The organism is Rhizobium redzepovicii, assembly GCF_019793435.1.
Taxonomy (GTDB): domain Bacteria; phylum Pseudomonadota; class Alphaproteobacteria; order Rhizobiales; family Rhizobiaceae; genus Rhizobium; species Rhizobium redzepovicii.
In genome coordinates, this window is record NZ_JAILYH010000002.1 from 432,878 (window position 1) to 457,463 (window position 24,586).

The window sequence follows — 24,586 nt, forward strand, 5'->3', positions numbered from 1 at the left end:
TGAGAATTCCAGCCGCATCCGGATAATCTTCCGCCGTCCGGGGAGAGGGAGTCAGGTGGCTATTGAGCGCGCATCCAAGCTTCGATCCATACTCGTCGCCGCAACCCTGTCGGCTTGCATACTGTGCCTCACCTCCTGGAGCATCGAAACCGATCGTTCGACAGAATTAAAACACGGCCTGTTCGAAATTCGCGAGGAGGCCAGGCGCTTCGTCGCGCAGGAGAACGCCAGTGAGCACGAGCAGTGGAACGTGCTGGAGCCCAACGCGAAGGTGCTGGTTCCCCGATGTGCGGTCCCGCTTCAGACACAGTGGACGCCGAAGAGCCTCGGCCGCTCAAAACCCAGCGTGATGGTCGTCTGCCCAGACGCGGTGCCGAATGCTGTGATGAAACGGTGGGATGTACATGTCCCAGTAGAGCGAAAGACGCACCACCCTTAAGGGCGAGCACCCGAGCTGATTTGATGTACTGAATGAGAGACCGATTGCAATAGAGGCGACCAGACGTGAATGCACCGGTAGAATTGTGCTCCTATCCCGAACTTGACGACCGGATCGTGATCGTTCGGGCGGGAGATGAAGTCGATGGCGTGTTTGTCCGGACCGAGAGGTTCAGCGTCCTGATCGATACGCTTGGAACGCCCGAGCTATGCCGGATGGCGCTGGATCTGCTAGAAGAAAAGACGGCGGCTCGCCCCTTGATTGTCATCAATTCGCATATGGATTGGGATCACTTCTGGGGAAATGCCGCCATTGCCGGCCGCGCTCCGATTATCGCGCATGCCGCAGCACTCGACCGCTTGCGTGATCCCTCCGAGCAACAGGTTCTGAAAGACAAGGCTGGCCAGGAACCGCGGTTTCGCAATGTCGAGCTCATCGGTCCCGATATAACCTTCTCCGGCTCGATGCTTCTCAACGGCGGCGATCTGAAGCTCGAACTCATCCATACGCCCGGGCACACGCCCGACCATATCGCCGTCTGGATTCCCGAGCTTCGCATCTGCCTGGCCGTCGATGCGGTGGAATATCCTATCCCCGAAGTCTGGAGTAAAAGTGCCGAAGACCTTCGCCTGATCCGTTCATCGCTGGAGCGGATCCGTGATCTCGAACCGAGGCTGGTCATCCCCGCGCATGGCCAGACATCTTCGCCTTCGACGGTGAAGGCAAATCTTGCCTATTTCGAAGCCCTGGCCGAACGTGTCGACGGGTTGAGCGAGAACCAGCTGGCGGACGTTCAGCTCAGCCGCTCAAGCGGTTTCCGGCTTGAAGATTTCATCGCCATCCCCGACGGCATGCCTGCGGAAACGGTGACGTTCTACCGGAACTGCCACGAGACAAACCTTGGCGCCACCCTTCAGGCCCACATGGAAAAACGGAAATCCGCGTAGATGGATCTGCAGGGGGAGAATGACATAAAGCCATTGGAAGGCGGACGAACCGGGCAGATCTGGCGCGACGGCGATACCGTCGTTAGACCATCAGGCGCGTGGACGCCCACGGTGCACCGGTTTTTGCGCCATGTCAGGGACAGAGGTTTTCTGGCGGCGCCGGAGCCGATCGACATCACAGGGAAAAACCAGGAGATCGTCAGCTTCGTCGCCGGGCGCGTCTGCGAAGACCTGGGCGACACGTTTGTCGGATCGGAGCGCATGCTGGTTTCGGCGGCCAGGCTTCTGCGCGATTTTCACGCGGCATCACAAGGGTTTCTGGAGCAGGATGGTGAAATCCAGACGTGGATGCTGCCGCCACAGGAACCGCGGGAAATCGTCTGCCACGGAGATTACGCGCCTTACAACGTCGCCACGACAGAGCATGAGGCTGTCGGGATCATCGATTTCGATACCGCGCATCCCGCACCGCGACTCTGGGATCTGGCCTACGCGGTCTATCGCTGGGCGCCTTTGTCCGATCCCTCCCATCCCGGCGTGCTGTCAGGTCTCGATGAACAGCTGCGGCGGGCGGAAATCTTCTGCACGGCCTACGGGGCAACGGCAAAAGAACGGCAACAGCTCCCGGAGATGGTCTGCGGGCGGCTCCAGGCGCTTGCCAATTTCATGCAGGCAAGGGCTTCGGCCGGAGACGAGACCTTCGCGGAGCACGTAGCCGCAGGGGACGCTCAGCTGTATCTAAGCGATATCGACTATGTGCAGCAACATCGAGACCGACTGCTGAACGCGCTCCTATAGCTAGAGCCACTTCCTCCGACGGAAGAAGCCAAAGAGGCCGAGACACAGGACGCCGATGACGCCGAGCACGACGAAGTAGCCATACTGGGTTTTCAGTTCCGGCATATCGCTGAAGTTCATGCCGTAAATGCCTGCGATCGCCGTGGGAACGGCGAGAATTGCCGCCCAGGCGGCGAGCTTGCGGGCAATCGCCGTCTGCTCGGTCTGGCCGATCATCACGCTAGCCTCGAAGGCGAAGGCCAGCACCTCGCGCAAAGCGTCGATATCTTCCTGAACCCGGCGCACGTGATCGGTCACATCGCGAAACAGCGACTGAAGCGTCGGATCCATGCCGGGAAGATCGATGTGCTCATATCGCCGGCAGACGTCGACGAGCGGCACAACGGCATTGCGCAGCCGCAAGAGCTTCCGCCGCAGCAGATAAAGCCGCTCGATATCGGACTTCCCCAGCTGTTCGCGCAGCACCAGATCCTCGAGCTTCTCGACCTCCTCCTGCACGACTTCGATGACCGGCATATAGTTGTCGACGATGAAATCGAGGATGGAATAGAGGATGTAATTTTCACCATGGGCGAGCGCCGCGGGCGTTGCTTCGCACCGTTGCCGCACCGACAGATAAGAGGACGAGTCACCGTGGCGAACGGAGACGACATAACCGCGGCCGACGAACAAATGCGTTTCGCCGAAGATGATTTCGTCATCCTTCATATGGGCGGTCCGGGCAACGATGAACATTGCGTCCCCATAAATCTCCAGCTTCGGTCGCTGGTGGGGCTGTGCCGCGTCCTCGATCGCCAGTGCATGGAGATTGAATTCGGCCTGGACCTGATGCAGCAGCACTTCGTCCGGCTCGTGCAGACCGATCCAGACGATGGCGTTCTCCCGACTGCGCCATTCGCCGGCTTCTTCTATCCTGATGTCGCGAATGCGCTGCCCATGCTGATACACGGCGGCAGCCACGACGCCGGGCCGTTCATAGGGCAACGATGCCGAACCGCCGCCCGCCTGCGCGGAAATTTCGTCCAGATCCTTCAGCCGTTCCAAATCCTGCCGTCCTCCCGCTCCCGCACGGATCACGCATCCGCACCAACGCCGGCCAGGCGTCGCGTCGATCATAATGCTATTTCGTAAAACATGCATCCGTCTCAGTGCGGAACCAAGAAACGCTGATTGCGCATTGGCTTTTGTCAGCTCTGCGCCAGCGACTCATTGCAGAACGCGCAACCCACATCACGTGTCCGTGGAAATGTCATCCCAGTCCTGATCCATGTAGCCGATCAGCCAGTTGAGGGCGTAATGCCATTCGTAGACCACGCCCTTGTCCAATCCGGTCGGCGGCTCTTCACCCTTCAGTCTTGCGTTCACGGCCGCCCAATCATAGCGGTAGATCAGGTCGGCGGCGTCGAGCAGTTCTTTTTGCGGGCGCAGTTTGGCGCGACGCATCAACCCGTCCGTTCCCAATTCGCGAAGCGTTTTCGCAATGAACGGGACGTCGCAGATATGGTCGGGACGTTCGAGCTGCGGCGAAATCCCGAGTGCCCACAACATGACGTGCACGCCTTCGTAACGCCACGCGAAGTTTGCGCGATCCTGATCGGAGGGATCAGGATCGTCCATGAAGGCCTTTTCTTTCGGGGTGAAAAAACTCACTGCATCGAACTGCCGGATGAGAGCCTGACCCATGGCATGGTCGCCGGTCTCGCCTTTCACGGCAACGATCGCAAGCGCGATCGTGCGTTGCACGACCGCCTTGGTATTTCGGCGGGTACTTTCGCTCTCGGGCTCGACGGTCGGCAGATGATCGATCGTCGGCACCCCTTCCGATTGAAGCTGAGCGATAGACCGGGCTTTGCGCGCCCCTGCCTCATCGGCGGGTTGCGAGACGGCTGCCTGAACCGGAAGGATCAATGCAAGAAGGGCAGAAAACAGGCGCTTCATCATGTATGGCTCCTCTCATCTCTTTGACGCATCGATAAACATTTCCAGCGCGATCGGGATATGTTTTGCGCAAAAGCGACGTCGGTTTCCGGAAGGGTTGGTAAACGGCATTTTACATATTGAGCAAATCGTTAAATTTTTCTCGGTACAAATGTCCCTAGCCAAGCCGGTATGAGGCCGGACCGTTCGATCGAGGACTTTCTATGCGTCGTCCAAACATTAAAACGAGTTTGCTGTTGATTTTCAGCGGTGTAGCTCTTCTTTTCGGTCTTGTAGCCTATCTCGCGGTCGACGGTCTTTGCAAAACGAACGGCTCGACCGAGGAAATTGCCACCGACTGGCTGCCAAGCGTGCAGGCGTCGCAGGCAATCAATCTCGCCATGACGAATTTGCGCCTCACTTACCGCGATCACATCATCGCGCAGTCGGAGGCGGAAAAGAAAACACGCGAAGAGGCAATCAAAGTTGCCGAGGATGCGATACGCAAATCGGTCGACGCCTATCTTCCGCTGGCGTCGTCCGATCGCGAGCGCGACCTGATCAAGACGATCAAGGAAAGCGTTGAAGGTTACATCTCCAGCAGCTCGCAACTCCTCGTCCTTTCCCGTGCCAACAAGACCGAGGAAGCCGGGCAATATCTCGGCGGGGGAATGCGCTCTTATTCCGACAAGCTCAAGGAAGCCACGGCGGCCCTGGTCGAATTGAACGTCATCGGCAGCAAGAAGGCCGCCGACCTCAGCACGGAGACCTTCGCCTCCATAGAATTCTACCTGCTTGCAACGATCGCTGTCGCCGGGTTGCTCGTTCTCGGTGCTGTCGCTTTCGTGCTGAAGGCAATCGCCAACCCGATTACCGGCATCACCACCTCGATGCGGCGTCTGGCAGAGGGGGACACAGGTTCACAGATCCCATTTGCCGACCGCGCCGACGAAATCGGATCCATGGCAGGGGCGGTGGAGATCTTCCGCCAGGCCGCCATCGCGAACAAGCGGATGGCGACAGAGGCCGAGGAAAACCGCGTCCGAGCGGAGGCTGACCGCGTTGACACCCAGAGGCTGGCGGAAGCCGACGCATCGGAGCGGTTGCGCATCGCCACCTCGGGTCTCGCCGCCGGTTTGAAGCGGCTGGCCGCAGGAGACCTTGCCTTCCAACTCGACGAGGCCTTCGCGCCCGATTTCGAGGCACTGCGCCACGACTTCAACCAGTCCGTCACCCAGCTTGGCGCGACGCTCCGGGCTATTTCCGACAGCATCGGCACGATCGATGAAGGCACGCGCGAAATCTCCTCCGGTGCAAGCGATCTGTCGAAGCGCACGGAGCAGCAGGCGGCCTCGCTTGAAGAAACGGCAGCCGCACTGGAAGAGATCACCGCAAACGTTGCGAACTCCAGCAAACGGACCGAGGAGACGCGCACGGTGGCCACCGAGGCAAACCGCAGCGCCGGTATCTCCGCGGAAGTCGTTTCCCACGCCGAAGAGGCAATGGAACGCATCGAGACCTCGTCGCAGCAGATCTCCAACATCATCAGCGTCATCGACGAAATCGCGTTCCAGACCAATCTTCTCGCGCTCAATGCCGGCGTGGAAGCCGCCCGTGCCGGCGAGGCCGGCAAGGGCTTTGCCGTCGTCGCCCAGGAAGTGCGCGAACTCGCCCAGCGCTCGGCAAGTGCAGCCAAGGAAATCAAGGGGCTGATCCAGAACTCTTCGAAGGAAGTTGAAAGCGGCGTCAAGCTCGTCCGCGACACCGGCCAGGCCCTGAAGACCATCGGCGGCTTCATCACCCAGATCAATCACCATATGGACTCGATCGCCACTTCTGCGAAAGAGCAGTCGATCGGCCTCAGCGAAGTCAACGTTGCGGTCAACAGGATGGACCAGACCACGCAGCAGAACGCGACCATGGTGCAGGAGTCAACGGCGGCAGCAGATTCACTCGCGCAGCAAGCCCAGACACTTCGCGAGCTTATCGCCCAATTCAGGCTCGACGATACGACGTCCAACCAATCGTCAGCCCTTCGCTCGACGGCAAGAACGATGGCGCAGCCGACAGCCCGCGCCGCGATCCATGCGGTTGCCGCTCGCCGCTAAAGCAGGTCGCGCAAAAGTGTGCAGCGGTTCTGCGGCAACTGCCCTCGCCCTCGCCCTAACCGCTTGCACAGACCAGAGATGAAGGCGCCCGGCAATGCCGGGCGCCTCTCTTTTTATCGTGCGGCGAAGGCCGGATTGCGCCGGGCGCCCATTCTCAGCACGAAATAGATCGCCCCGCCGATTCCGACGCCGAAGAACCAGCCATAGGTGCCCCACCAATCCGGCAGGATGCTGGTGAAGGTCGGCAGAATCGAGGAGAACAGCGCGCCGACCGCAAATGCGATGAAGGCATTGCCGTGCCAGCCGTTCTGGAAGCGGAACTCGCCATTCTCATGATAGAGCGCCTCGACGTTCAGCTGGCTTTTCCGCATGAGATAGTAGTCCACCATCATGATGCCGAAGATCGGCCCCATCGTCGACCCGATGAAGTTGACGAAATGCGCCGCACCCGTCTCCCAGGGAGCAAACGGATAAAGCACGAGAGCGATCAATGCGGCAATGTATCCGCCGCGTTTGAAGTTGATCTGGCGCGGGAAGACGTTGGCGAAGTCGAAGGCCGGCGAGACGAAGTTCGCCACGACGTTGATGCCGAGCGTGGCGATCGCGAATGTCAGGGCCGCAAGCAGCGCCAGGAACCAGCTTTCGAATTTCGCCGATATCATTTCCGGATGCAGCAGAACCTCACCATAGACGGTGAAGGCCGCCGTGGTGGTGACGCCTGCGACAAGGCAGAAGGCCAGAAGGTTGATCGGCAGACCCCAGAGATTGCCCTTGCGCAGCGCCTTTTCGCTGGTTGCGTAACGCGAGAAATCGCAGAAATTCAGATAGAGTGCTGCGAAATAGGTGATCCAGGTGGCGGCCACCGCGGCAAGTGCTGCAAACGAGCCGGGCTCGCCCGGCACGCCGGCATCCTTGGTCTTCTCGATCAGCACGTCGCGCGGGATCTCCGAACCGAAGGAGAAGGTGCCCGACTTGACGACCAGATAGACGGCCAGGATCAGCATCATGATCCAGACGGCCGGACCTGCCCAATCCTGAAACTTGCGAACCGTCTCCATGCCCCGCTGGATGATAAGCAGTTGCAGCGCCCAGACGACGATGTAGCAGATAAGTTCGAGGGTCGAGTGGCCGAGCATATGGCTGTTCTGATGGAAGGCGAGCAGGCTCTCGTTGCGGATCAGAAGAGCGACGATCGCGCCGGATGCGGCGGCGGTCTGCGCGCCGTACCAGAAGCAGGCGACCACCGCCCGAACCAGGGCCGGAACATTGGCGCCGAACGTGCCGAAGGAGGCACGGGCCAGAACCGGAAAGGGTACGCCGGTGCGCACGCCGGCATTGCCGACCAGGCTCATCAGCACAAAGATGACCAGCGAGCCGATGCCGATGGCGATGACGAAATTCACGAAGCTGCCGCACAGCAGGAACAGGCTCGCCGCCAGATAGTAGCCCCACAGGCTGTGAACATCAGATGTCCAGACGTTAAAGATACTGAACGCACCCCATTTGCGCTCCTCGGCGGGTGCAAGATCCTCGTTGTATAACGAGGGAGACGGATTTCGAATGCTCATGAATGCCCTCCCATATCCCCTGAGGCCGACTCGACCCCGGACGGAAGTTTGCGCCTCATTTAGGCATCTGACAATTTAATAGTCATATTGTACACAATGTCGGTGCCCGCGCTGTACAGATCCCGCTGGGCGCCTCGCGCGGATCAGTGCGCGCCGACAACGCGTCCAGCCAGACGAAACGGGCTTGCGACTGCAGCGCCGGCCGCGTCGAAGACATAGGCGCCGACATCGCCGGCGGATGTACGCTTGCCGCTTTCGAAGGAGGCAAGCTGCGCACCGAACTTGGCGAGTGATGCATAGCGATCATGCCCCAGTCCATCGGACGCCTGGATCGAGGTGATGTCGATGACCCGGAGCCTTTCTTTCACGGCGGCCTCCTCGATAACGGGATCGTTAATATCGAGACGCCCGACGCGCGGCCGCTCCCCTGCGATGAAGCTCGAGGCCACGAGCGCCCGGTCGTCCTTGGAAACGAGCAGGGATATGGGGATCGGCATTCGCCCGATATCCGCCAGTTGGGAGCGGAAGACATCGACGTCGATGTCGGGGGCAGCGAGGATTACCGCCAGTTTGCCGACGACATCGTCGCGATGCTGCAGCGTGAGCTGGCGGACCGTCTCCATGACCAGGAACCCACCCATGCTATGTCCGAACAGGACGATGCGTTTCACCTTGCCGGAGGCCGAAAGCGAGGTGACGAGGGAATCGAGCGCGCTACGCGAGGCGAGCGCCGCATCCCGGTCAGCGACATATCCGGCAACGGCTGCAGCCGAAGGCCAGGAAAACAGGATCGGAGCCCCCGGCATTTTCGCATCCGCGGCGATCTGCGCCGTACGATAGAGCGCCTCCTGGTAACTGTAGTTGTAACCATGCACGAAGATGCCGATGGTGCCGTCCGGCTGCACCGACCGGAGCGCCTCCTCAACGAAGGCGTCCTTTGCAAGCTGCTTGCGGCCGATGACGGCAAATTGCCGTTCGGGATCCAGTGTCGAGGTCGGGTATGCGATCGTGGTACCCTTCCTGTCCGGAGGGACCGAAAATGCATATTGCTCATAGGTGAGGTTGTCGGCCCATGCGCTCCCAAAACCGCCCCGCATGGTATCGGGGGTCCTGTTCGTCGCAGCCAGCACGCTAACCCGGTTCGAAACGGCCTCATCGGCCCGAGCCTGCAGATGCACCGGCTTCAAGACATCAGGCGACGGCCTCGAGACGCAGCCCGTCAGCGCCACCAGACCGAGCGCGACCAGCACGGCAGGAGCTATCTTCGCAAGCCCGTTCAAACGTCGTTGCTCCACCGAGCGATCCCTTCGCAGGTCAAGGCGCGCAGCGGCCGCTTCGGCCGCTGCGATGGCTGACGGACTCGTTCATGCCTCTGCCGGGACATCGGCCTTGACGGCTTCGTCTCTCGGGATCCTGAACCATGCGACGTAGAGCGCCGGCAGGAACAGCAGGGTGAGCGCGGTTCCCACAACGATGCCGCCCATCATGGCGTAAGCCATCGGTCCCCAGAATATTTCGCGCGAGATCGGGATCAGCGCGAGGGTGGCAGCCGCAGCGGTTAGCATGATCGGCCGCATGCGGTGCTCGGTCGCCTCGATGACCGCCTGCCAGGCCGCAACACCCTCGGCGCGCAGATGTTCGATCTGCACGACCAGGATGACCGAGTTGCGGATCAGGATGCCGATCAGCGCCAGTATGCCGAGGATTGCGACGAAGCCCATCGGCGCATTGCTGAGCAGCAGCGCCGCCACCACGCCGATCAGCGCCGTCGGGGCGACCGCGAAGACCAGGAAGAGGCGGCTGAAACTCTGCAGCTGGATCATCAGGATCGTCGCCATGATGAACAGCATCAGCGGAGCCACCGCCGCAATCGGCCCTTGCGCTTCGGCGCTGGATTCGACCGCACCGCCCACTTCCACTTTGTATCCCACAGGCAGGCTCTTCTGGAATTCCTCGACCTTCGGCTTGAGCTGGTCGACGATCGTGGCCGGCTGCGTCGAACCAATGACGGCCGCCTTGAGGGTGATCGTCGGCTGCCGGTCACGACGCCAAATCGTCGGCTGCTCGAGCTCGTAGCGGAAATTCGCAACCGCCGAGAGCGGCACGACCTTGCCGTTGGAGGTCGAGAGCTGCAGATTCTCAAGCGTCTGGATGGAATCGCGTTCGGAAGCCCGGGCGCGCCCGACGACGTTGACCAGATAGATGTCATCGCGGATCTGTGTGGCGGTAGAGCCTTCAACGATGCCGTTGAGAGCGGTGGCGATATCCTCCGAGGAGACGCCGAGCTGGCGCGCCTTGTCCTGCAGCACATCGACCTTGACCACACGCGAGGGTTCGTTCCAATCAAGCACCATGTTCGACAGCAGCGGATGTTGCCCGACGACGCCGGCAAATTGCTGGGAGACTTCCCGGACTGTCTGGATATCGGGGCCGCTGATGCGGTACTGGACCGGCTTGCCCACCGGCGGACCGATGTCGAGAAGCTTGACGAAGGCGTCGGTGCCCGGGAAGGTTTTCGTCAGATAGTCCTGCAGTTCCGCCCGCACCTTGTCGCGCACGTCGAGGCCTTTGGTGACGATCACCGTCTGTCCGAACGACACGTCGGGCGTCTGCACGTCGAAGGAAAGGATAAAGCGCGGGGCGCCCTGGCCGACATAGGTTGTCCAGTGATCTATATCCTTGTTGCCGGCCAGCATCTCTTTTTCGAACATGGCCATCTGCCTGTTGGTCTCGGCGATCGAACTGTTATGCGGCAGGTTCCAGTCGATGATCAGCTCGGGCCTGTCAGAATTGGGGAAGAACTGCTGCTGCACCAGCCCCATGCCGCCGATCGAGAGGCCGAAGACGCCGACAGTCAGTATGATGGTGATCCAGCGCCAGCGCATCGCCAACCCCAGAAGCCAGGAGAAGACGGCGGCAAAGCGGCCCTTCTTCTCATGATGCGACTTCATGGTCTTCGGCAGGATGGTGACGCCGAGAAGCGGCGTGAACAGCACCGCCACAATCCAGGAAACGACCAGCGAAACCGCGATGACCACGAAAAGCGTAAAGGTGAATTCGCCGGCGGCGCTGTTGTTGAGACCGACGGGAATGAAGCCGGCGACGGTGACGAGCGTTCCCGTCAGCATCGGAAAGGCGGTCGACGTATAGACGTAGGTTGCAGCTTTCCTCAGATCGTCGCCCGCCTCCAGGCGGGCCACCATCATTTCGACAGCGATCATGGCGTCATCGACGAGCAGCCCGAGCGCGATAATGAGTGCGCCGAGCGAGATGCGCTGCAGCGAGATGCCGGAATATTCCATCACCACGAAGGTGATCGCCAGCACGAGCGGTATGGAGATCGCCACCACCATACCAGCGCGAAGGCCGAGGCTGATAAAGCTGATGACGAGCACGATGACGATCGCTTCGAAGAGCGCCCGGGTAAAGCCGGAAACCGCCTCATCGACGACATGCGGCTGGTCGGAAACACGGTGGACGTCCACACCGATCGGAAGATCGCCGACGACACGTTTCATCTGCGCATCGAGCCCCTCGCCGAACTGCAGCAGGTTGGCGCCCTGTTTCATGCCGATGGCAAGTCCGATCGCCGGCTGGCCGTCGAACCGGAACAGCGATGAGGGCGGGTCCACATAGCCGCGCTTGATCGTAGCGACATCGGTCAGCGGGAAGAAGCGGTCGTTGATGCGAAGGTTGATCGACCGCAGGCTTTCCTCGGAGGTAAACTGTCCGCTCACCCGCAAGGCAATACGCTCCGGCCCGGCATCGACGAAGCCGGATTGCGTCACGGCATTCTGCGCCTGCAGGGTCTGAATGACAGACTGCTGGTCGATGCCGAGGGCTGCGATCTGGCGGGTGGAGAATTCGAGATAGATCGCCTCGTCCTGCGCGCCGACCACATCGACCTTGCCGACATTAGGCACGGTCAGAACCTCGGAGCGGGCATCTTCCACAAGATCGCGAAGCTGGCGCTGGGTCAGGCCGTCACTGGTGAAGGCGTAGATGTTTCCGAACACGTCGCCAAAGCGATCGTTGAAGAAGGGACCGACGACGCCGGTCGGGAAATCGCCCTTGATGTCGGCGATCATGTTGCGGATGCGCAGCCAGGTCGGCGCGACATCCCTTGCCTTGGTGGTCGGCAGCAGTTCGACGAAGACTGTCGTCTGGCCGGCGACGGTCTCGCTCTTCGTGTAGTCGAGCGATTCCAGTTCCTGGAGCTTCTTCTCGATCCGGTCGGTCACCTGCCGCGTCACCTCATCGGCGGAGGCGCCCGGCCACTGCGCGGTGATCACCATCGTTTTGATCGTGAAGTTCGGGTCTTCCTCGCGGCCGAGATTCAGATAGGAGAAGGCGCCGGCGAGAATGAAGACGATCATGAAGTACCAGACGAGCGACCGGTGTTCGAGCGCCCAGTCGGAGAGATTGAAGGACTTCACTGGCTGATCTCCTGGTCGATCCTGATGGCCTGGCCATCCTCAAGTTTATGCACGCCGGCCACGACCACCCGTTCTCCGGGGGCAAGCCCTTCGGTGACGCGGACAGTGCCGCCATCGACGACGTCTCCGTCGATCTTCACGCGGCGGCGCGAGACTTTCTTGCCCGGCACATCGACGATCCAGACGCTCGGGCCGTCGGTGGCGGCAAGGATTGCCGAAGACGGCAGCACGATCTCCGGATCGGCGGCGATGGTGGCTAAGGCTGTGATGACGGAGCCAAGCCTGAAAGCCTCAGGCGGATCGCTGAGCGCGATCTTGGTCCGGCTCGTCCGCGTAGCCGTCTCCGCCTCCGGCGCAATCTCGCGCACGACGCCGGATGTGCGGATCGTCGGATCGAGCTGCAGCGTCACCTCGAACGGCGCACCGATGTTCAACCTCTGGGCGGCGCCCTGCGGCACGTCGACAACGGCGTCGCGCTTGTCCGGCCGCGCGATTGTCACGACGGTCTGGCCGGCGGAGACGACCTGACCGACCTCGGCCGAGGTCGCCGTCACCACCCCGTCGAATTCCGCCCGAAGCTGGGCATAACCGAGCTGCTCCTTGGCTTTGTCGAGATTGGCCTGCGCCTTGGCGACGGCAGCTGCGGCCGTGCGTCTTGCCTGCTCGGCCTCTTCGAGCGCGGCCTCGGTGCCGGAGCGCGACTCCAGCAACGCGCGCTGGCGCTGCTCGGTGGTCACGGCGTTTCTGAGCTGAGCGTCGCTGTTTTCCACGTCGGATTGGGCGCTGCGCACCGCAAGCTCCAGCCCCAGCGGATCGATGGCGGCAACCACGTCACCCTTCTTGACGACATCCCCGACATTGACATTGCGGGCGATCATTCGCCCGAGAATCCGGAAACCGAGTTCGGTCTCGATCGTCGGCTCGATCGTGCCCGTCAGGCTGAGCCTCGAAGCGGACGTCTGCTTGACGGTCATCGACAGCACCGGACGAGGCGCCTCCTTTCCGCTCTCGTCTTCCTTCGGCGCGCAAGAGGAAACCAGGGCCGTGCCCACCATCAGCGCGACTATCTTGAGACGAATACTCACTTGGAAGCTTCCTTGAGATAAGACACGATTTCACCGGGTCTGAGGAATTTGGTCCCGTCGGTCACCACGGTCTCTCCTGTCGAGACGCCCGATTTCACGATGAAGCTGCCGGTCTCGTAACCGGCAACGTCGACCGCCCTGACCGAAACTGCCGACGACGCGGGATCGACGATCCAGACGGCCGGTTTGCCATCCTTGGAGGTCATGGCCGACCAGGGCAATTGGATGACGTCCTGCGGGACGTAAGTGAATCGCCCGACGACGGGAGCGCCGAGCGGAATGGGAGCATCGCTCGTTATCGCGACCTTGACCCTGATCGTGCCGGTGGAGGAATCGATCGTCGGAGAAATTTCGCGAACCCTAGCCGTGATCTTCTGCGAAGGGGCCGACAGAAGGGTCACGGTTCCATCGCCGTCCACCGGACGCAGGAATGCGCTTTCGACCACTTCGAACACGGCGTCACGGTCGCCGTCATGAGCAAGGGTAAAGACAACCTGGGCTGCCTGCGCCACCTGCCCTACTTCGGCATTGCGCGCGGTGATCACACCGTCGGCATCCGCCTTCAACTCCGTGTAGGACAGAGTGTCCTGAGCCGTTTCCAACAGTGCCTGCGCCGACTTCGCCGATGCCTGCGCGGTCAGAAGCGCCTCTTGCGCCTGATCGAGCGCGGCACGCGTCGTCACCTGCGTTCGAAACAGACTCTGCTGGCGATCATAGGCAAGCTGCGCTTGGGTCTGCTGCGCCTCAGCGGACTGAAGATTGGCGGCGGCCACATCCAGGTCGGCCTTCTGCTCTTCCGGATCGATGCGCGCAAGCAGTTGGCCCGCCTTCACGCTCTGCCCGACCTCCACCAACCGCTCGACGATCTTGCCGCTGACGCGGAAGGACAGATCGGTCTGGATACGGGCCCGAACTTCTCCGGTCAGCGCGCCGCCCTCGGCCAGTGGCTCAGACTTGGCCACGACGACGCCGACCTGCCGCGGGATCGGCTCTGTCGGCCCGCTCGAATCGCTGCATGATCCGAGACCGATGGCGCATACGATCGCGATAGCGATCCGAATGGTTCTCATAGTTGACCTCTTGCTCTCCACGGCAGCTGCTATATAATTGACTGACGCATTAGTCAATGAAACTTTGCGCCGCAGGGACGAGTGCGCGCGCAACAGCGGGGAGGTGGGAAATGGCAGCTCAGAAGAAGCTCACAAGGGCGGAACAGAAGGCGCTACGGCCCGTCCAGATCCTGCATGCCGCCTTTGAGGAATTCGTCAAATGCGGCTTTTCCGGCACACGGGTCGAAGACATCGCCGACAGAGTCGGCGTCACCAAGGGCACGATCTACGTCTACTTCGAGACGAAGGAAAAGCTATTCGAAGCCATGATCATTCACTTCTCCGTGCCGTTTCAGGAGCTGCTCGCGATCGCCGATCGGCTGAGTGGCAGCGCTACCGACAGGTTGACGTCCATTCTCGGCCTCTTTTACGACCAAATCCCCGAGGACCGCACGACGCGCGAATTGACGCGGCTGGTCATTTCGGAGGGACAGCGTTTCCCCGACCTGATCGATCGCCACCACGATCAGTTCATCGCGCCGATCATTGCCAAGATCGACGCCCTCATCTTGGAGGGTGTGGCGGCGGGTGAGTTTCGTCCAATTCCGGTGGAATTTTCCGACATCGTAGTCGCGCCTATCCTGACGACGACGGTTCTGCGGCTGATATTCGACGACCGCCGCGTGCCCACTCCCAACAAGGAGGCCTTCCTGCGGACCTATTTCGACCTGCTGTTCAACGGCCTGCTCGCCAATCCCCTGTGATCACCAATGGCTCTCGGCGCCCGCAATCATCGCCCGTTTGCGGCAGCGCTGCGGCCAGTTATCGCCGAAAGCGGAAAAATAGGCGAAAGCGCACGTAGCTTTTCTGAAGTCTTTATGTGAAAACATCGCGTTAGCTTGTGTCTTCGAAGGCACAACCTCAATTCGCGACGGAATAAAAGTGGAACGCAAAGTCAATCTCAAGGATGTCGCGCGCGACGCTGATGTATCGCTGAGTACGGCCTCGCATGCGCTGAACGGAACCGCGCCGCTGACGGTCGAAGTGCGCGAAAGGGTCCTGGATTCGGCCAAACGCTTAGGATATCTCGACCGCCGCAGGAAGAAGGCGACGATCGCGGCGCTGCGCGTCCTGCTTCTTGCCATTCCGGGCGATGCCGCGCCGGAGAGCGACCTTAACCTGGTGAGCTGGACCATCCTCAACGGCCTCAGGAAGGAGTGCGAGCGTCGCGGCATCCGGATCGTGCCTTTCGTCAGCACCGGACGGCGCATCGACGGCGCTGAGGTCAGGCAGATCGCGCTCTCCGAGCGCGCCGACGGCATCGTGGTGCTGAACGACGATCAGCCGGAACTCATCCGCAGCCTCTCTTCCCCTGATATGCCGGTTGTTATCGTCAACGGCGAGGATCCGGCCATGCTGGTCGATACGGTGACACCGGAAAACCGCTTCGGGGCGCGTCTTGGCATCGAGCATCTGCTGGCGCTCGGACATCGCCGCATCCTGCACCTGACCTGGAAGGGCCGCACGACCATCCAGCGCAGATATGACGGCTTTTCCGATGCCTATTTCGCTGCACAGCTTCCCGTGCCCGAAGACATGATCGTGGAGGCCGAAGGATATGAGCCTCGTCACGGCGAGGCTGCCATCAACGCGCTGCTCGACCGCGATCCCACGATGAAAGGTGCCACCGCCGTCTTCTGCGCCGCCGACAATCTGGCGCTCGGCTGCCTGAAGGCATTGGCCGATCACGGCATAGGCGTGCCTGAAGCGATCTCCGTGCTGGGCTTCGACGATATCGTCCCCGGCGAATTCAGCCGTCCGCCGCTTTCAACCGTCAGCGTACCTACCGACAAGCTCGGCGCTGCCGCCTTGGCGCTCATCGAACAGAGGCTGGTCGCCAACGACCCGCAGCGGCCGGCCCATCGCCTGGAACTCGGATGCCACCTCGTTCTGCGCGGCAGCATCGCCCCGCCGCGCTAAAAAAATCATCCGAAGGCGTCAAAGGCTGAAGCCTAAATCAACGCAAGCGCTCCGCCCGCAGGCGCGTATCCCGCGGGCTTTCGCCGAAGGTGCTACGATAGATGATGGAGAACCTGCCCGCATGCGCGAAGCCCCATATCGTGCAGATTTCGCGGACGGATTGCTGGTTCGTTGGATCCCGCAATTGCTCACGGGCCGCTTGCAGCCGGATCGTGCGCAGGTAACCAGCCGGCGAAGTCCCCCTGAAGGCCTTGAAGCCCGTCTGCAGGGCGCGAAGTGAAACGCCGACATCGTCCGCAACCATCGTCATGGTGAGAGGTTCGGCGATATTGGCATGCATATAGTCGATGGCACGCCGGACATGCCAAGGCGCAACCAGCGACACTTTCTTTTTTTCCAGATGGCCGGACAGGCGGTGGTGGCCAAATCGGATGACAAGATGAGCGAGCGTTTCGCTCATCGTTGCCATGGCGAGAGGAGAAGACAGAAGCGGACCGCCGTTGCGCATGCCTTGCACGATCGTCTGCACCAGGTTGCCGATAAGCTGGCCCGATTGTGTCGAAAGATCCAGGATGGGCTCAAGGTCGAGCGATTCGGACAGCGGCGTTTCCGCAAGTGAAATGAGCGCACGTTTCACGATTTTCCAGTCGAGGAAGAGGACATCCGAAGTGTGCGGACCCTGGACGAAACGATCACCGGCCTCATGGTTATTGGCCATGAGAACATAACCCGCTCCACTTTCAACCGCCCTTTTCCCAATGGACACTCGAAAGGACCCTGTCTGCGGGAGGTAGAAAGCAAGGTGTTGGGGCGTCTCATTGAGCGTTCGAACTGTCCATGAACTTTGAAAGACGGAGTGAAGGACCGTAAACCCATCGCCTCTTCTCAAGTCTGCCGCCCAACGGAAGTTTCGGTCGTTGCCCAGCGGTTGTGCGGCAAAAACCCCATAACCGGTCGACAATGTTTTAACCATCGACTCGAAGTCGTGGCCTTGGTGCGTCGGTGCGAACTCATAATCCTCGCGCTCAGGAGCGCGCGCCGTGTTCTCGTACCTCATGCAGTTCGATCCTCTCTTTCAGCACCCGCCTCCCCATGGCCGAACGTTCCATCCCGCTCAGGCTTGAGTGGTGGCGAATGGGTTCTCCTCCAAACGAACGGACCCGCTCTTTGAGTCCCTGAAACAAGCTCATCTCGGCTGGCTTGGCCAATCTTGATGAGGTAAGCAAGCTCGGCAAACGAGGGACCGAATCCCCTCATTTGACAGAAGCAACACGCCCCTTCAATGTGCTTCACACTCACAGTGTAAATCAAAACGATCTGCAAATGAAGTATGATCCGCTAGAACATGTTGCCACGCATTTTTTGCGCGATGCACAACCGGCCCGGGTGGCGTCCCGCAACGAGCGGGACCTCTTGCGGTTGATCTGGAAATCCCCAGGGATCGAGCGCTCCGACCTGACCGAGCCGCTCGACCTCACCCAGCAATCCCTGCACAGGATCGTCGCGCGGCTTCATGAGCGAGGAATGATCGTCTTTTCCCATGCCGAAGCCCGGCGGGCGGGCCCGCCCAGCCCGGAACTGACCCTTCGAAAAGACTGGTGTCTGACGCTCGGAATCGCCGTCAACGTCGGCTCGATCGGCCTCTGTCTCATGGGTTTCGGCGAACCTCTGGAGAATATGGAAATCCCGCAGGCAGGCGACTTGCTGTCGGTGGAATTGGAACGGATCGAAGCGGCAGTCGAAGACATTCTTGCCCGCCGGGGCGCCAAACGCCGAGACATTCTCGGCGTCGGCCTTGCGGTCGCCGGCCACCGTATGCTGGAGACCGCCTTCAATTGTCCTCTGCCGCTTGCTCATTGGTCACTGATCGATCTCGCACCTTTGCTCGGGAAGCAGCTTGCCTTGCCGGTCTGGGCGGACAATGTCGCCAGGACCGCAGCCTTGGCGGAAGCGATCTTCGGCGTTGGCCGAGATGCCGCGGATTTTGCTTATATTGCCCATCTTCACGGCTACGGTGGCGGCCTGGTTTCCGGAGGCATGCCGTTTCGCGGCAGTTTCGGCAACGCCGGCGAATTCTCCGTTCTCTTTGCGCGTGAGGACTATGACGACCGTCCCGCACTCAACCAGTTGCTCGAACATCTTCGCGCCAAAGGGCGCCCGGGCCTGACCCTGAACGACCTGAAGAACGAAGAACTGGTGGGTTGGGACGGCGTCGAGGAGTGGGTCGACCGGGTCATGCCGGCCCACAATCGCGCCATCAATGCGATCTGCGCGATCTTCGATCCGGCGCTCATCGTCCTTGGCGGCGAGCTTCCGCATTCCCTTGCGAGAATGCTGATCGAACGGACCGAATTCAACAATCTGCCTCGTCACGGCGCAGTGCGCGACGTTCCGCAGCTTGCAGTTGCGGAGATCATTGATGCTCCCGGCGCGATTGGCGCGGCCTTGATCCCACTCTTCGAAACCGTTTTGTGAGGCTCCGGCAGTCAAGCCCGTGCTTCCAACTCTGCATCCCCTCGTGCCGGGGCACGCAAGAATGCGTGACGGCGTCGCTAAGAAGGACTGAATCGCACTGCAGGATCAAGTTTGGCGCGCATCAGCCGGCGCGACGAGATTGGAAGCACTCAGCTCAGAACGGACGACGCGTTAGAATTCATCACTTCATCCCTGTACCTGCAATGCCTGTCGTGATGTATTTCTGCAGGAACAGGAAGACGACGGTGACGGGTAGCAGGCTGAGGAAGGTCATCGCCAGTATATAGTGCCACTGGACCGAGAACTCGCCCTGGAATGCGTTCAGACCGACCTGCAGGGTGAAATTCTCACGGCTGTTGAGAACGATGAGCGGCCAGAGGAAGTCGTTCCAGCGCCAGAGCACCGAAAAGATCGCCAGCACCGCAAGCGCCGGCGCTGTCAGCGGCAGGATGATGCGCCAGAAGATGCAGAATTCGCTCGCTGCATCGACGCGCGCCGCCTCGATCAATTCGTCGGGGATGGTCAGCATATATTGCCGCAGCAGGAAGACGGCAGTCGGAGAGGCGATCGTCGGCAGGATGACGCCCCACAGATTGTCGGCAAGCCCGACCCCGACGATGACGAGATAGGCCGGCACCATGACGACGGCGAGCGGGATCATCAGGGTCGAGATGATGATGACGAAAACCGTCGTGTCGCCGCGGAACTTATATTTCGACAGCGCAAAGGCGGCCATGGCATTGACGATCAGCGTCAGCAGCGTCGCGACCACGGTGACGAACACTGAATTCTTCAAGAAGGTCAGGAAGCTGAAGCGCGTCAGCGGGTCGGTGTAATTCTCGGTGGCGACGGTCAGATGCTGGACCGGCGTGATCCCCTTCACGTCGACGCTGACCGGCTGTCCCGGATTTGCCGGATCGACCATCTGGGCTTTGAGGCCGATGCGCCGCACCATGGCCATTTCGCGCGGCTGACCGTCGAGCGTGACCTGCCACAGGCTGAGCGGCTTGTCGAAGCCGGGCACGGTCTGCTCCACGGCGGCGCGCGGAAGCAGCGTCGGCGGAAAGCGGGTGATTTCGGCCGCCGGCTTCAGCGAGGAAAGTCCCGCCCAGACGACGGGAACGAGCACCGCCAGTGTTCCGCCAATCAGCCAGACCCATGACAGAATATCGGTGATGTCGATGCGTCCGGCCCGGCGCGTGCGCGTCATGAAGCGGATCGGGTTCATAGAGCTGTTCATTCAGGACTCCATTCGCTTGCCGAGGCGCAGTTGTATGAGGGTGAGAACCAGAAGCACCAATCCCATCAGAACCGAGGCGGCTGAGGCAAGGCCGAAGAGGCGGAGATCGCTGCTGAAGGCCATCTGGTAGATATATTGGACGATGAAGCTGTTGGCCGTGCCGGGCCCGCCGCCATTCGTCAGAACCCAGGCCTCGTCGAAGATCTGCACGGATTTGATCATCAGCAGGATGAAGACGACGAGCAGGTTCGGCGCAAGCAGCGGCAGCGTGATCCTGAAGAGGGTGCGGCGCGGCGAAGCGGCGTCGATGGAGGCGGCCTCGTAGAGTTCCTTCGGGATCGCCTGGAGACCGGCGAGCAGGATGAGGGTGTAAAAGCCCATATGGAACCAAACCGACACCACGACGACGAAGAAACGCGACCAGCCGACATCCAGCAGGAAAATCTCAGGCGGCACGCCAATCATCTGGAAGAAGGCGTTCAGCAGCCCGTTGCGATCGAGGAACCATTTCCAGATCAGGCCGATGACAACGGGCGACAGCAAGACGGGATAGAAGAACATCGCTCGGAAGAAGCCGCGTGCAAAGATCGCCCTATTGAGGATCAATGCCGTGATCAGTGCCACCAGCAATGTGGCGGTGACGTTCAATGCCACGAACCAGAGCGTGTTCCAAACCGCCGTCCAGAACAGCGATTCCTGGCAGGTTCCCGGCTGCAGATAATTGCCGCAGGAAAGCAGGGCGCGGAAATTGTCGAAGCCGACGAAGGGCCGCTCCGAGACGAAAAGATTGGTGCCGCCGGTAAAGGCGTAGCCGACCGCGATCGCGATCGGAAGGAATGTGAAGATGGCGAAGAGAACGAGGTTCGGCGCCAGGAACAGCCAGGGCATGCGCTTGCGGCCGAAGATGCGCTCGACCGCATTCATCGGAGCCTCGACCACCCTCATCGCCATGTCGCCCGCCTGGGAGAGCAATGCACCAGCAGCAGCCATGGTCAGCGCCTCCCCTGTCGTGATCTGCGGGCAAAGGCCAAGCCGCTTTCGGGATCGAACAGGTGAACGCGTGCCGGATCGGCATCGATCATGATCCGGTCACCCTGAACAGGCGCGAAATGGCCGGCCTCATGGATGATGATCTGCTCGTCCTGGCCGGCAAGATTGCCGTAAACATAGGTCTCGGTGCCGAGGCCTTCGTGATACTGGACGATGAACGGCAGGCCCTTTTCGCTGGAGCGGGAGAAATGCGCGGGCCTTATGCCGGCAAGCACATCCTGTCCGACCGTAATGCCCTCGGGATCGACGTCGCCGACGATCCTGCCGCCGCCCGCGACATCGATGGCGACACCGCTCTCGCTGATGCCCGATACTTTCCCCTTGATGATGTTCATGCGCGGCGAGCCGAGGAAGCCGGCGACGAAAAGATTGCGCGGATGATCGAAGAGTTCCAGCGGTGCGCCGACCTGCTCGACCCGCCCGGCGCGCAGCACGACGATCTTGTCGGCCATGGTCATCGCCTCGACCTGGTCGTGCGTGACATAGATCATCGTCGTCTTGATCTCGCGATGGAGCTTGGTGATCTCAGCCCGGGTTTGGACGCGCAGCGCCGCGTCGAGATTGGACAGCGGCTCGTCGAAGAGGAAGATATCCGGTTCGCGCACGATGGCGCGGCCGATCGCCACGCGCTGGCGCTGGCCGCCGGAAAGCTGCTTCGGGCGCCGGTCGAGATAGGGTTCGATCGCCAGCATCCTGGCGGCTTCGGCAATGCGCGCCTCGATCTCGGCGCGCTTGAACTTCAGATTTTCAAGGCCGAAAGCGAGGTTCTTGCGAACGCTCATATGCGGATAAAGCGCGTAGGACTGGAAGACCATAGCGATTTTGCGCTCGGCCGGCGAAAGGGCGCTGACGTCGCGGCCGCCGATGGCAATGCCGCCCGACGTAACCTCTTCCAGGCCGGCAATGACGCGCAACAGGGTCGACTTGCCGCATCCCGACGGGCCGACGAAGACGACGAATTCGCCGTCCTTTATATCGAGGTCGACGTCATGCAGCACTTTGACGGAGCCATACGACTTGTTGACGGTGGAAAGTTTCAGTTCTGCCATGCCCCACTCCCGTCGGGTGCCGCCGTTTCGAAGACGACGTCGATTGCGTTCCAGCCTTGCGGCAGCGGTGTCGGTCTCGCGATCCGCACCTCGTTCATCAATATCCCGGTGACCCCCGCCACGTAGACGGCGGGCATTCCGCCCGGATAGTCTTGCAGGCCGATCACCCGCCCGTCCGCCCCGCGCGTCCAGGCATTGGCGCGGCCGCCACCGTCTGCCTTCGGCGCAAGGTCCGCGTTTGTCGGACGCAGGTCGTAGGCCTGCGCGGTGCCGAGTTCGCCGGGCCGTTGATCCACACCGATGCGCGCCAGCGATACATTGCGAATGCCGGCGGACGAAGCCGAAATGACGGTGATCGCCCCTTCCATGCGCCCGGTAATGTCTTCGACAATGAGGTTTTCGATGGCGCCTGCCGGGCGCTCAGCGACACGGTCGACGACGTTGACGGTCAGCGCCTCCCCCGAGCCCCAGAAGCCGTCGAGCGTTTCGCGGCACTCGACAGCAATCCGCGAAAACCTGACGTTCGATATCCGGCCGCCGTCGCGTGAGAAGATACCGAGCGCTCGGTTGGAAGATGAAACGCTACAATCCTCGAAGACGACATTGGTGACGTCGCCATGCGTTTCCGTGCCGATCTTCAGCGCGCAGCTGAGGCTCTGAACGGCGCAGCGGCGGATAAAAATATTCTCGCATCGCCCGATTGCGACACCCTGCGGGCCGATACTGGTCTTCAGGCATATGCCGTCATCGGCCGTCGATATCGCGCAATCCTCGATGACGGCGCCGCGGCAGGCATCGAACACGATACCATCCGTATTGGGAAGGCGGCGGTCGTTTTCGATCGTGACGTTGCGGACCGCGACATCGGTGCAGTCGACGAAGTGCAACGTCCACATCGGCGAACGGCTGATATGCAGCGCGCTGATCTCGACCTCGTCGCAGCTCTCGAAGACGACGACGCGGGGGCGGAATTCGGCCGGAATGAAGGTCCCTACCGTCTCGTCATCCCCGATGATGAAGCTCTCGCAGCCGGCTTCGATACGCCCCGGCCCCGTCAGGCCGATCCGCCGCGCGCCCTTGGCGACGATCATGCCGCGATCTGACTTCTCGGCGATCACCGAAACAGTCGTATGCGCATAGGCTGCATAGTCCGGAACCGGCCGCAGGATCGCGCCGGCGGCCAGATGCAGATCGACGCCCGAACGGAGCCGGAGCCCCCGGCAGATGTGGATGCCCGCCAGGAGCTCCAGGCGTCCGCCGCCGGAAGCCGAGAGATCGTCGATCGCCGCCTGCAGGCGCTCGGTATTGTCGCCGTCGAGCGCCTCGATCGAAACGAGGGAGGCGGCACTCATTGACGCTGACCGCTTTCGAGAAAGACTTCCGTCAGCAGCAGCATGGTCAACGCCTGGCCGTAAGGCGTCGGCAGGTTCGGGATGCGCCGGTAGAAATCGAGGTCGTGCCCCATCGGCGTGCCGTCCGAGACGCCGTGGACGACGCCCTCCTCGTCGATCTGCGCCAGCACCGCCGCAAGCGCACGCTCGGCATAGGCCCTGTCGCTTTCGTCCAGAATGCCGGCATCGATAGCGCGCAATATGCCGTAAGCGATGCCTGCCGTCGCCGAGGTTTCCAGCGGCGAGGACGGATCGTCGAGAAGGGTCGTGAACATCCCGTCCGGCCGCTGATATGCCTTCAGCGAGCGCACTTGGCTGACGAGAACATTCGAAAGGAAGCGCCGATCCTTCTCGCCGAGCGTCGGGACAAGATCGAAGAGTTCGGGAATGGCGACGGTGATCCAGGCATTGCCGCGCGCCCAGAAGGCGTTGGCGAAATTGTGCCGGCCGTTGAAGGTCCAGCCGTGATACCAGAGACCGCTGACCGGATCGGAGAGATAGCGTGTGTGGATCACGAACTGATAGACGGCCTCATCGATCCAGTCGTTGCGCTTGCAGAGCACGCCGGCCCGCGCAAGGAACAGGCAGGCCATGAACAGCGTGTCATCCCACAATTCGCCGTCGTTGAGGCGTTCCTTGACGACGTGCTGAAAGCCGCCCTCCTCCGTCTTCGGCAATTCCTTGACGAGCCATTCGGCCCAATCCTCGACCAGCGCGCGGAAATCGGGACGGTCGACATGCTGGACGAGGATTGCCAGTGGCAGCATCGGCGCCGTGCTGTTGATCTGGCGCGGCGGCAGGCCGCGCTCGATCTGGCCGGCATACCAGGCGACGAGCTCCTGCAGCGCTTTCTGATCGTTGGTGGAAATCGCACGTCGCAAGAATCCGTAGAGGCCGACGCCGACTTCCCAGTCCCACTCGTCGAACTGGATCCCGGAGGTGGAGCTTCCGGTCACGAGACCTTCCTTGATGCCTCTAAGCCGGCTGAAAGCCGTTGCCACGCGATCGATCGTCGTCAGGAGCGCGGCGTTATCGACAGATGTAGTGTTCATGC

General features: G+C 61.2%; 20 protein-coding genes. 7 read left to right on the plus strand and 13 right to left on the minus strand.

Annotated elements, in window-relative coordinates:
* The first annotated feature begins 55 nt into the window (after positions 1-55).
* The 3 genes from K6N12_RS04365 to K6N12_RS04375 all read left to right on the plus strand — a co-directional run bounded on the left by K6N12_RS04365 (position 56) and on the right by K6N12_RS04375 (position 2,184).
* Entirely contained in the window at positions 56-439 is a 384-nt protein-coding gene (locus K6N12_RS04365; protein WP_179867150.1) for a hypothetical protein, read from the plus strand.
* Positions 440-504: 65 nt separating this feature from the next.
* Positions 505-1,386, plus strand: a complete 882-nt coding sequence (locus K6N12_RS04370; RefSeq protein WP_097628072.1) for an MBL fold metallo-hydrolase — start codon at positions 505-507, stop codon at positions 1,384-1,386.
* 24 nt (positions 1,387-1,410) lie between these two features.
* Positions 1,411-2,184 (plus strand): phosphotransferase enzyme family protein, encoded by a 774-nt coding sequence (locus tag K6N12_RS04375; protein ID WP_097628144.1) that lies wholly within the window; start codon positions 1,411-1,413, stop codon positions 2,182-2,184.
* Here K6N12_RS04375 and K6N12_RS04380 read toward each other — a convergent pair whose 3' ends face one another.
* Together K6N12_RS04380 and K6N12_RS04385 are read right to left on the minus strand one after the other, a co-directional pair.
* Entirely contained in the window at positions 2,185-3,228 is a 1,044-nt protein-coding gene (locus K6N12_RS04380) for a magnesium and cobalt transport protein CorA (protein WP_097628073.1), read from the minus strand. It lies immediately after the preceding gene.
* Positions 3,229-3,414: 186 nt separating this feature from the next.
* Complete coding sequence (locus K6N12_RS04385; RefSeq protein ID WP_097628074.1) at positions 3,415-4,125, minus strand: DUF4272 domain-containing protein; 711 nt, start codon at positions 4,123-4,125, stop codon at positions 3,415-3,417.
* Between the two features lie 200 nt (positions 4,126-4,325).
* On the opposite strand from K6N12_RS04385, the gene K6N12_RS04390 reads away from it, so the two are divergent.
* Positions 4,326-6,209 (plus strand): HAMP domain-containing methyl-accepting chemotaxis protein, encoded by a 1,884-nt coding sequence (locus K6N12_RS04390; protein WP_097628075.1) that lies wholly within the window; start codon positions 4,326-4,328, stop codon positions 6,207-6,209.
* 113 nt (positions 6,210-6,322) lie between these two features.
* On the opposite strand, the gene K6N12_RS04395 is transcribed toward K6N12_RS04390, so the two are convergent.
* The 5 genes from K6N12_RS04395 to K6N12_RS04415 all read right to left on the minus strand — a co-directional run bounded on the left by K6N12_RS04395 (position 6,323) and on the right by K6N12_RS04415 (position 14,368).
* Positions 6,323-7,777, minus strand: a complete 1,455-nt coding sequence (locus K6N12_RS04395) for an NCS1 family nucleobase:cation symporter-1 (RefSeq protein ID WP_097628076.1) — start codon at positions 7,775-7,777, stop codon at positions 6,323-6,325.
* 143 nt (positions 7,778-7,920) lie between these two features.
* Positions 7,921-9,072 (minus strand): alpha/beta hydrolase, encoded by a 1,152-nt coding sequence (locus K6N12_RS04400; RefSeq protein WP_097628077.1) that lies wholly within the window; start codon positions 9,070-9,072, stop codon positions 7,921-7,923.
* Positions 9,073-9,141: 69 nt separating this feature from the next.
* Positions 9,142-12,213 (minus strand): efflux RND transporter permease subunit, encoded by a 3,072-nt coding sequence (locus K6N12_RS04405; protein WP_183779661.1) that lies wholly within the window; start codon positions 12,211-12,213, stop codon positions 9,142-9,144.
* On the minus strand, positions 12,210-13,298 hold the full coding sequence (locus K6N12_RS04410; RefSeq protein WP_097628079.1) for an efflux RND transporter periplasmic adaptor subunit: 1,089 nt from the start codon (positions 13,296-13,298) through the stop codon (positions 12,210-12,212). The genes K6N12_RS04405 and K6N12_RS04410 overlap by 4 nt, the downstream gene beginning before the upstream one ends.
* Positions 13,295-14,368: an efflux RND transporter periplasmic adaptor subunit gene (locus K6N12_RS04415; protein WP_097628080.1), complete on the minus strand. Its 1,074-nt coding sequence runs from the start codon at positions 14,366-14,368 to the stop codon at positions 13,295-13,297. Before K6N12_RS04415 ends, K6N12_RS04410 begins: the two co-directional genes overlap by 4 nt.
* A 110-nt stretch (positions 14,369-14,478) precedes the next feature.
* On the opposite strand from K6N12_RS04415, the gene K6N12_RS04420 reads away from it, so the two are divergent.
* Together K6N12_RS04420 and K6N12_RS04425 are read left to right on the plus strand one after the other, a co-directional pair.
* On the plus strand, positions 14,479-15,111 hold the full coding sequence (locus tag K6N12_RS04420; RefSeq protein ID WP_097628081.1) for a TetR/AcrR family transcriptional regulator: 633 nt from the start codon (positions 14,479-14,481) through the stop codon (positions 15,109-15,111).
* A gap of 178 nt (positions 15,112-15,289) precedes the next feature.
* On the plus strand, positions 15,290-16,327 hold the full coding sequence (locus tag K6N12_RS04425) for a LacI family DNA-binding transcriptional regulator (protein WP_097628082.1): 1,038 nt from the start codon (positions 15,290-15,292) through the stop codon (positions 16,325-16,327).
* Between the two features lie 37 nt (positions 16,328-16,364).
* On the opposite strand, the gene K6N12_RS04430 is transcribed toward K6N12_RS04425, so the two are convergent.
* A complete protein-coding gene (locus K6N12_RS04430) occupies positions 16,365-17,384 on the minus strand; it encodes an AraC family transcriptional regulator (protein ID WP_097628083.1) in 1,020 nt (339 codons plus the stop codon).
* 266 nt (positions 17,385-17,650) lie between these two features.
* Between K6N12_RS04430 and K6N12_RS04435 the strand changes: the two genes are divergently transcribed.
* Positions 17,651-18,802: an ROK family transcriptional regulator gene (locus tag K6N12_RS04435; RefSeq protein ID WP_097628084.1), complete on the plus strand. Its 1,152-nt coding sequence runs from the start codon at positions 17,651-17,653 to the stop codon at positions 18,800-18,802.
* Between the two features lie 181 nt (positions 18,803-18,983).
* Here K6N12_RS04435 and K6N12_RS04440 read toward each other — a convergent pair whose 3' ends face one another.
* From K6N12_RS04440 to bglB, 5 genes are read right to left on the minus strand one after another with little or no spacing between them, the layout of a single operon-like run.
* Positions 18,984-20,030: a carbohydrate ABC transporter permease gene (locus K6N12_RS04440; RefSeq protein WP_179867155.1), complete on the minus strand. Its 1,047-nt coding sequence runs from the start codon at positions 20,028-20,030 to the stop codon at positions 18,984-18,986.
* A 12-nt stretch (positions 20,031-20,042) separates the two neighbouring features.
* Positions 20,043-21,032 (minus strand): carbohydrate ABC transporter permease, encoded by a 990-nt coding sequence (locus K6N12_RS04445; RefSeq protein ID WP_097628086.1) that lies wholly within the window; start codon positions 21,030-21,032, stop codon positions 20,043-20,045.
* A 2-nt stretch (positions 21,033-21,034) separates the two neighbouring features.
* Positions 21,035-22,141 carry an ABC transporter ATP-binding protein gene (locus K6N12_RS04450; RefSeq protein ID WP_097628087.1) on the minus strand — a complete coding sequence of 369 codons (1,107 nt, stop codon included), beginning with the start codon at positions 22,139-22,141 and terminating at the stop codon, positions 21,035-21,037.
* Positions 22,129-23,493, minus strand: coding sequence for a polygalacturonase PglB (gene pglB, locus K6N12_RS04455; protein ID WP_097628088.1), 1,365 nt, complete (start codon positions 23,491-23,493; stop codon positions 22,129-22,131). The genes K6N12_RS04450 and pglB overlap by 13 nt, the downstream gene beginning before the upstream one ends.
* The gene (gene bglB / locus K6N12_RS04460) at positions 23,490-24,584 is read right to left on the minus strand and encodes a beta-galactosidase BglB (protein ID WP_097628089.1); all 1,095 of its coding nucleotides are present in this window, start codon (positions 24,582-24,584) and stop codon (positions 23,490-23,492) included. The genes pglB and bglB overlap by 4 nt, the downstream gene beginning before the upstream one ends.
* Between the last annotated feature and the right edge of the window lie 2 nt (positions 24,585-24,586).

Bases quoted from the DNA above. Each gene is read 5' to 3' on its own strand.
- K6N12_RS04450 (WP_097628087.1), bottom strand. From the start codon at position 22,141: ATGGCAGAACTGAAACTTTCCACCGTCAACAAGTCGTATGGCTCCGTC.
- pglB (WP_097628088.1), bottom strand. From the start codon at position 23,493: ATGAGTGCCGCCTCCCTCGTTTCGATCGAGGCGCTCGACGGCGACAAT.
- K6N12_RS04420 (WP_097628081.1), top strand. From the start codon at position 14,479: ATGGCAGCTCAGAAGAAGCTCACAAGGGCGGAACAGAAGGCGCTACGG.
- K6N12_RS04445 (WP_097628086.1), bottom strand. From the start codon at position 21,032: ATGGCTGCTGCTGGTGCATTGCTCTCCCAGGCGGGCGACATGGCGATG.
- K6N12_RS04390 (WP_097628075.1), top strand. From the start codon at position 4,326: ATGCGTCGTCCAAACATTAAAACGAGTTTGCTGTTGATTTTCAGCGGT.
- K6N12_RS04385 (WP_097628074.1), bottom strand. From the start codon at position 4,125: ATGATGAAGCGCCTGTTTTCTGCCCTTCTTGCATTGATCCTTCCGGTT.
- K6N12_RS04415 (WP_097628080.1), bottom strand. From the start codon at position 14,368: ATGAGAACCATTCGGATCGCTATCGCGATCGTATGCGCCATCGGTCTC.
- K6N12_RS04395 (WP_097628076.1), bottom strand. From the start codon at position 7,777: ATGAGCATTCGAAATCCGTCTCCCTCGTTATACAACGAGGATCTTGCA.
- K6N12_RS04430 (WP_097628083.1), bottom strand. From the start codon at position 17,384: ATGAGGTACGAGAACACGGCGCGCGCTCCTGAGCGCGAGGATTATGAG.
- bglB (WP_097628089.1), bottom strand. From the start codon at position 24,584: ATGAACACTACATCTGTCGATAACGCCGCGCTCCTGACGACGATCGAT.
- K6N12_RS04435 (WP_097628084.1), top strand. From the start codon at position 17,651: ATGAAGTATGATCCGCTAGAACATGTTGCCACGCATTTTTTGCGCGAT.
- K6N12_RS04440 (WP_179867155.1), bottom strand. From the start codon at position 20,030: ATGAACCCGATCCGCTTCATGACGCGCACGCGCCGGGCCGGACGCATC.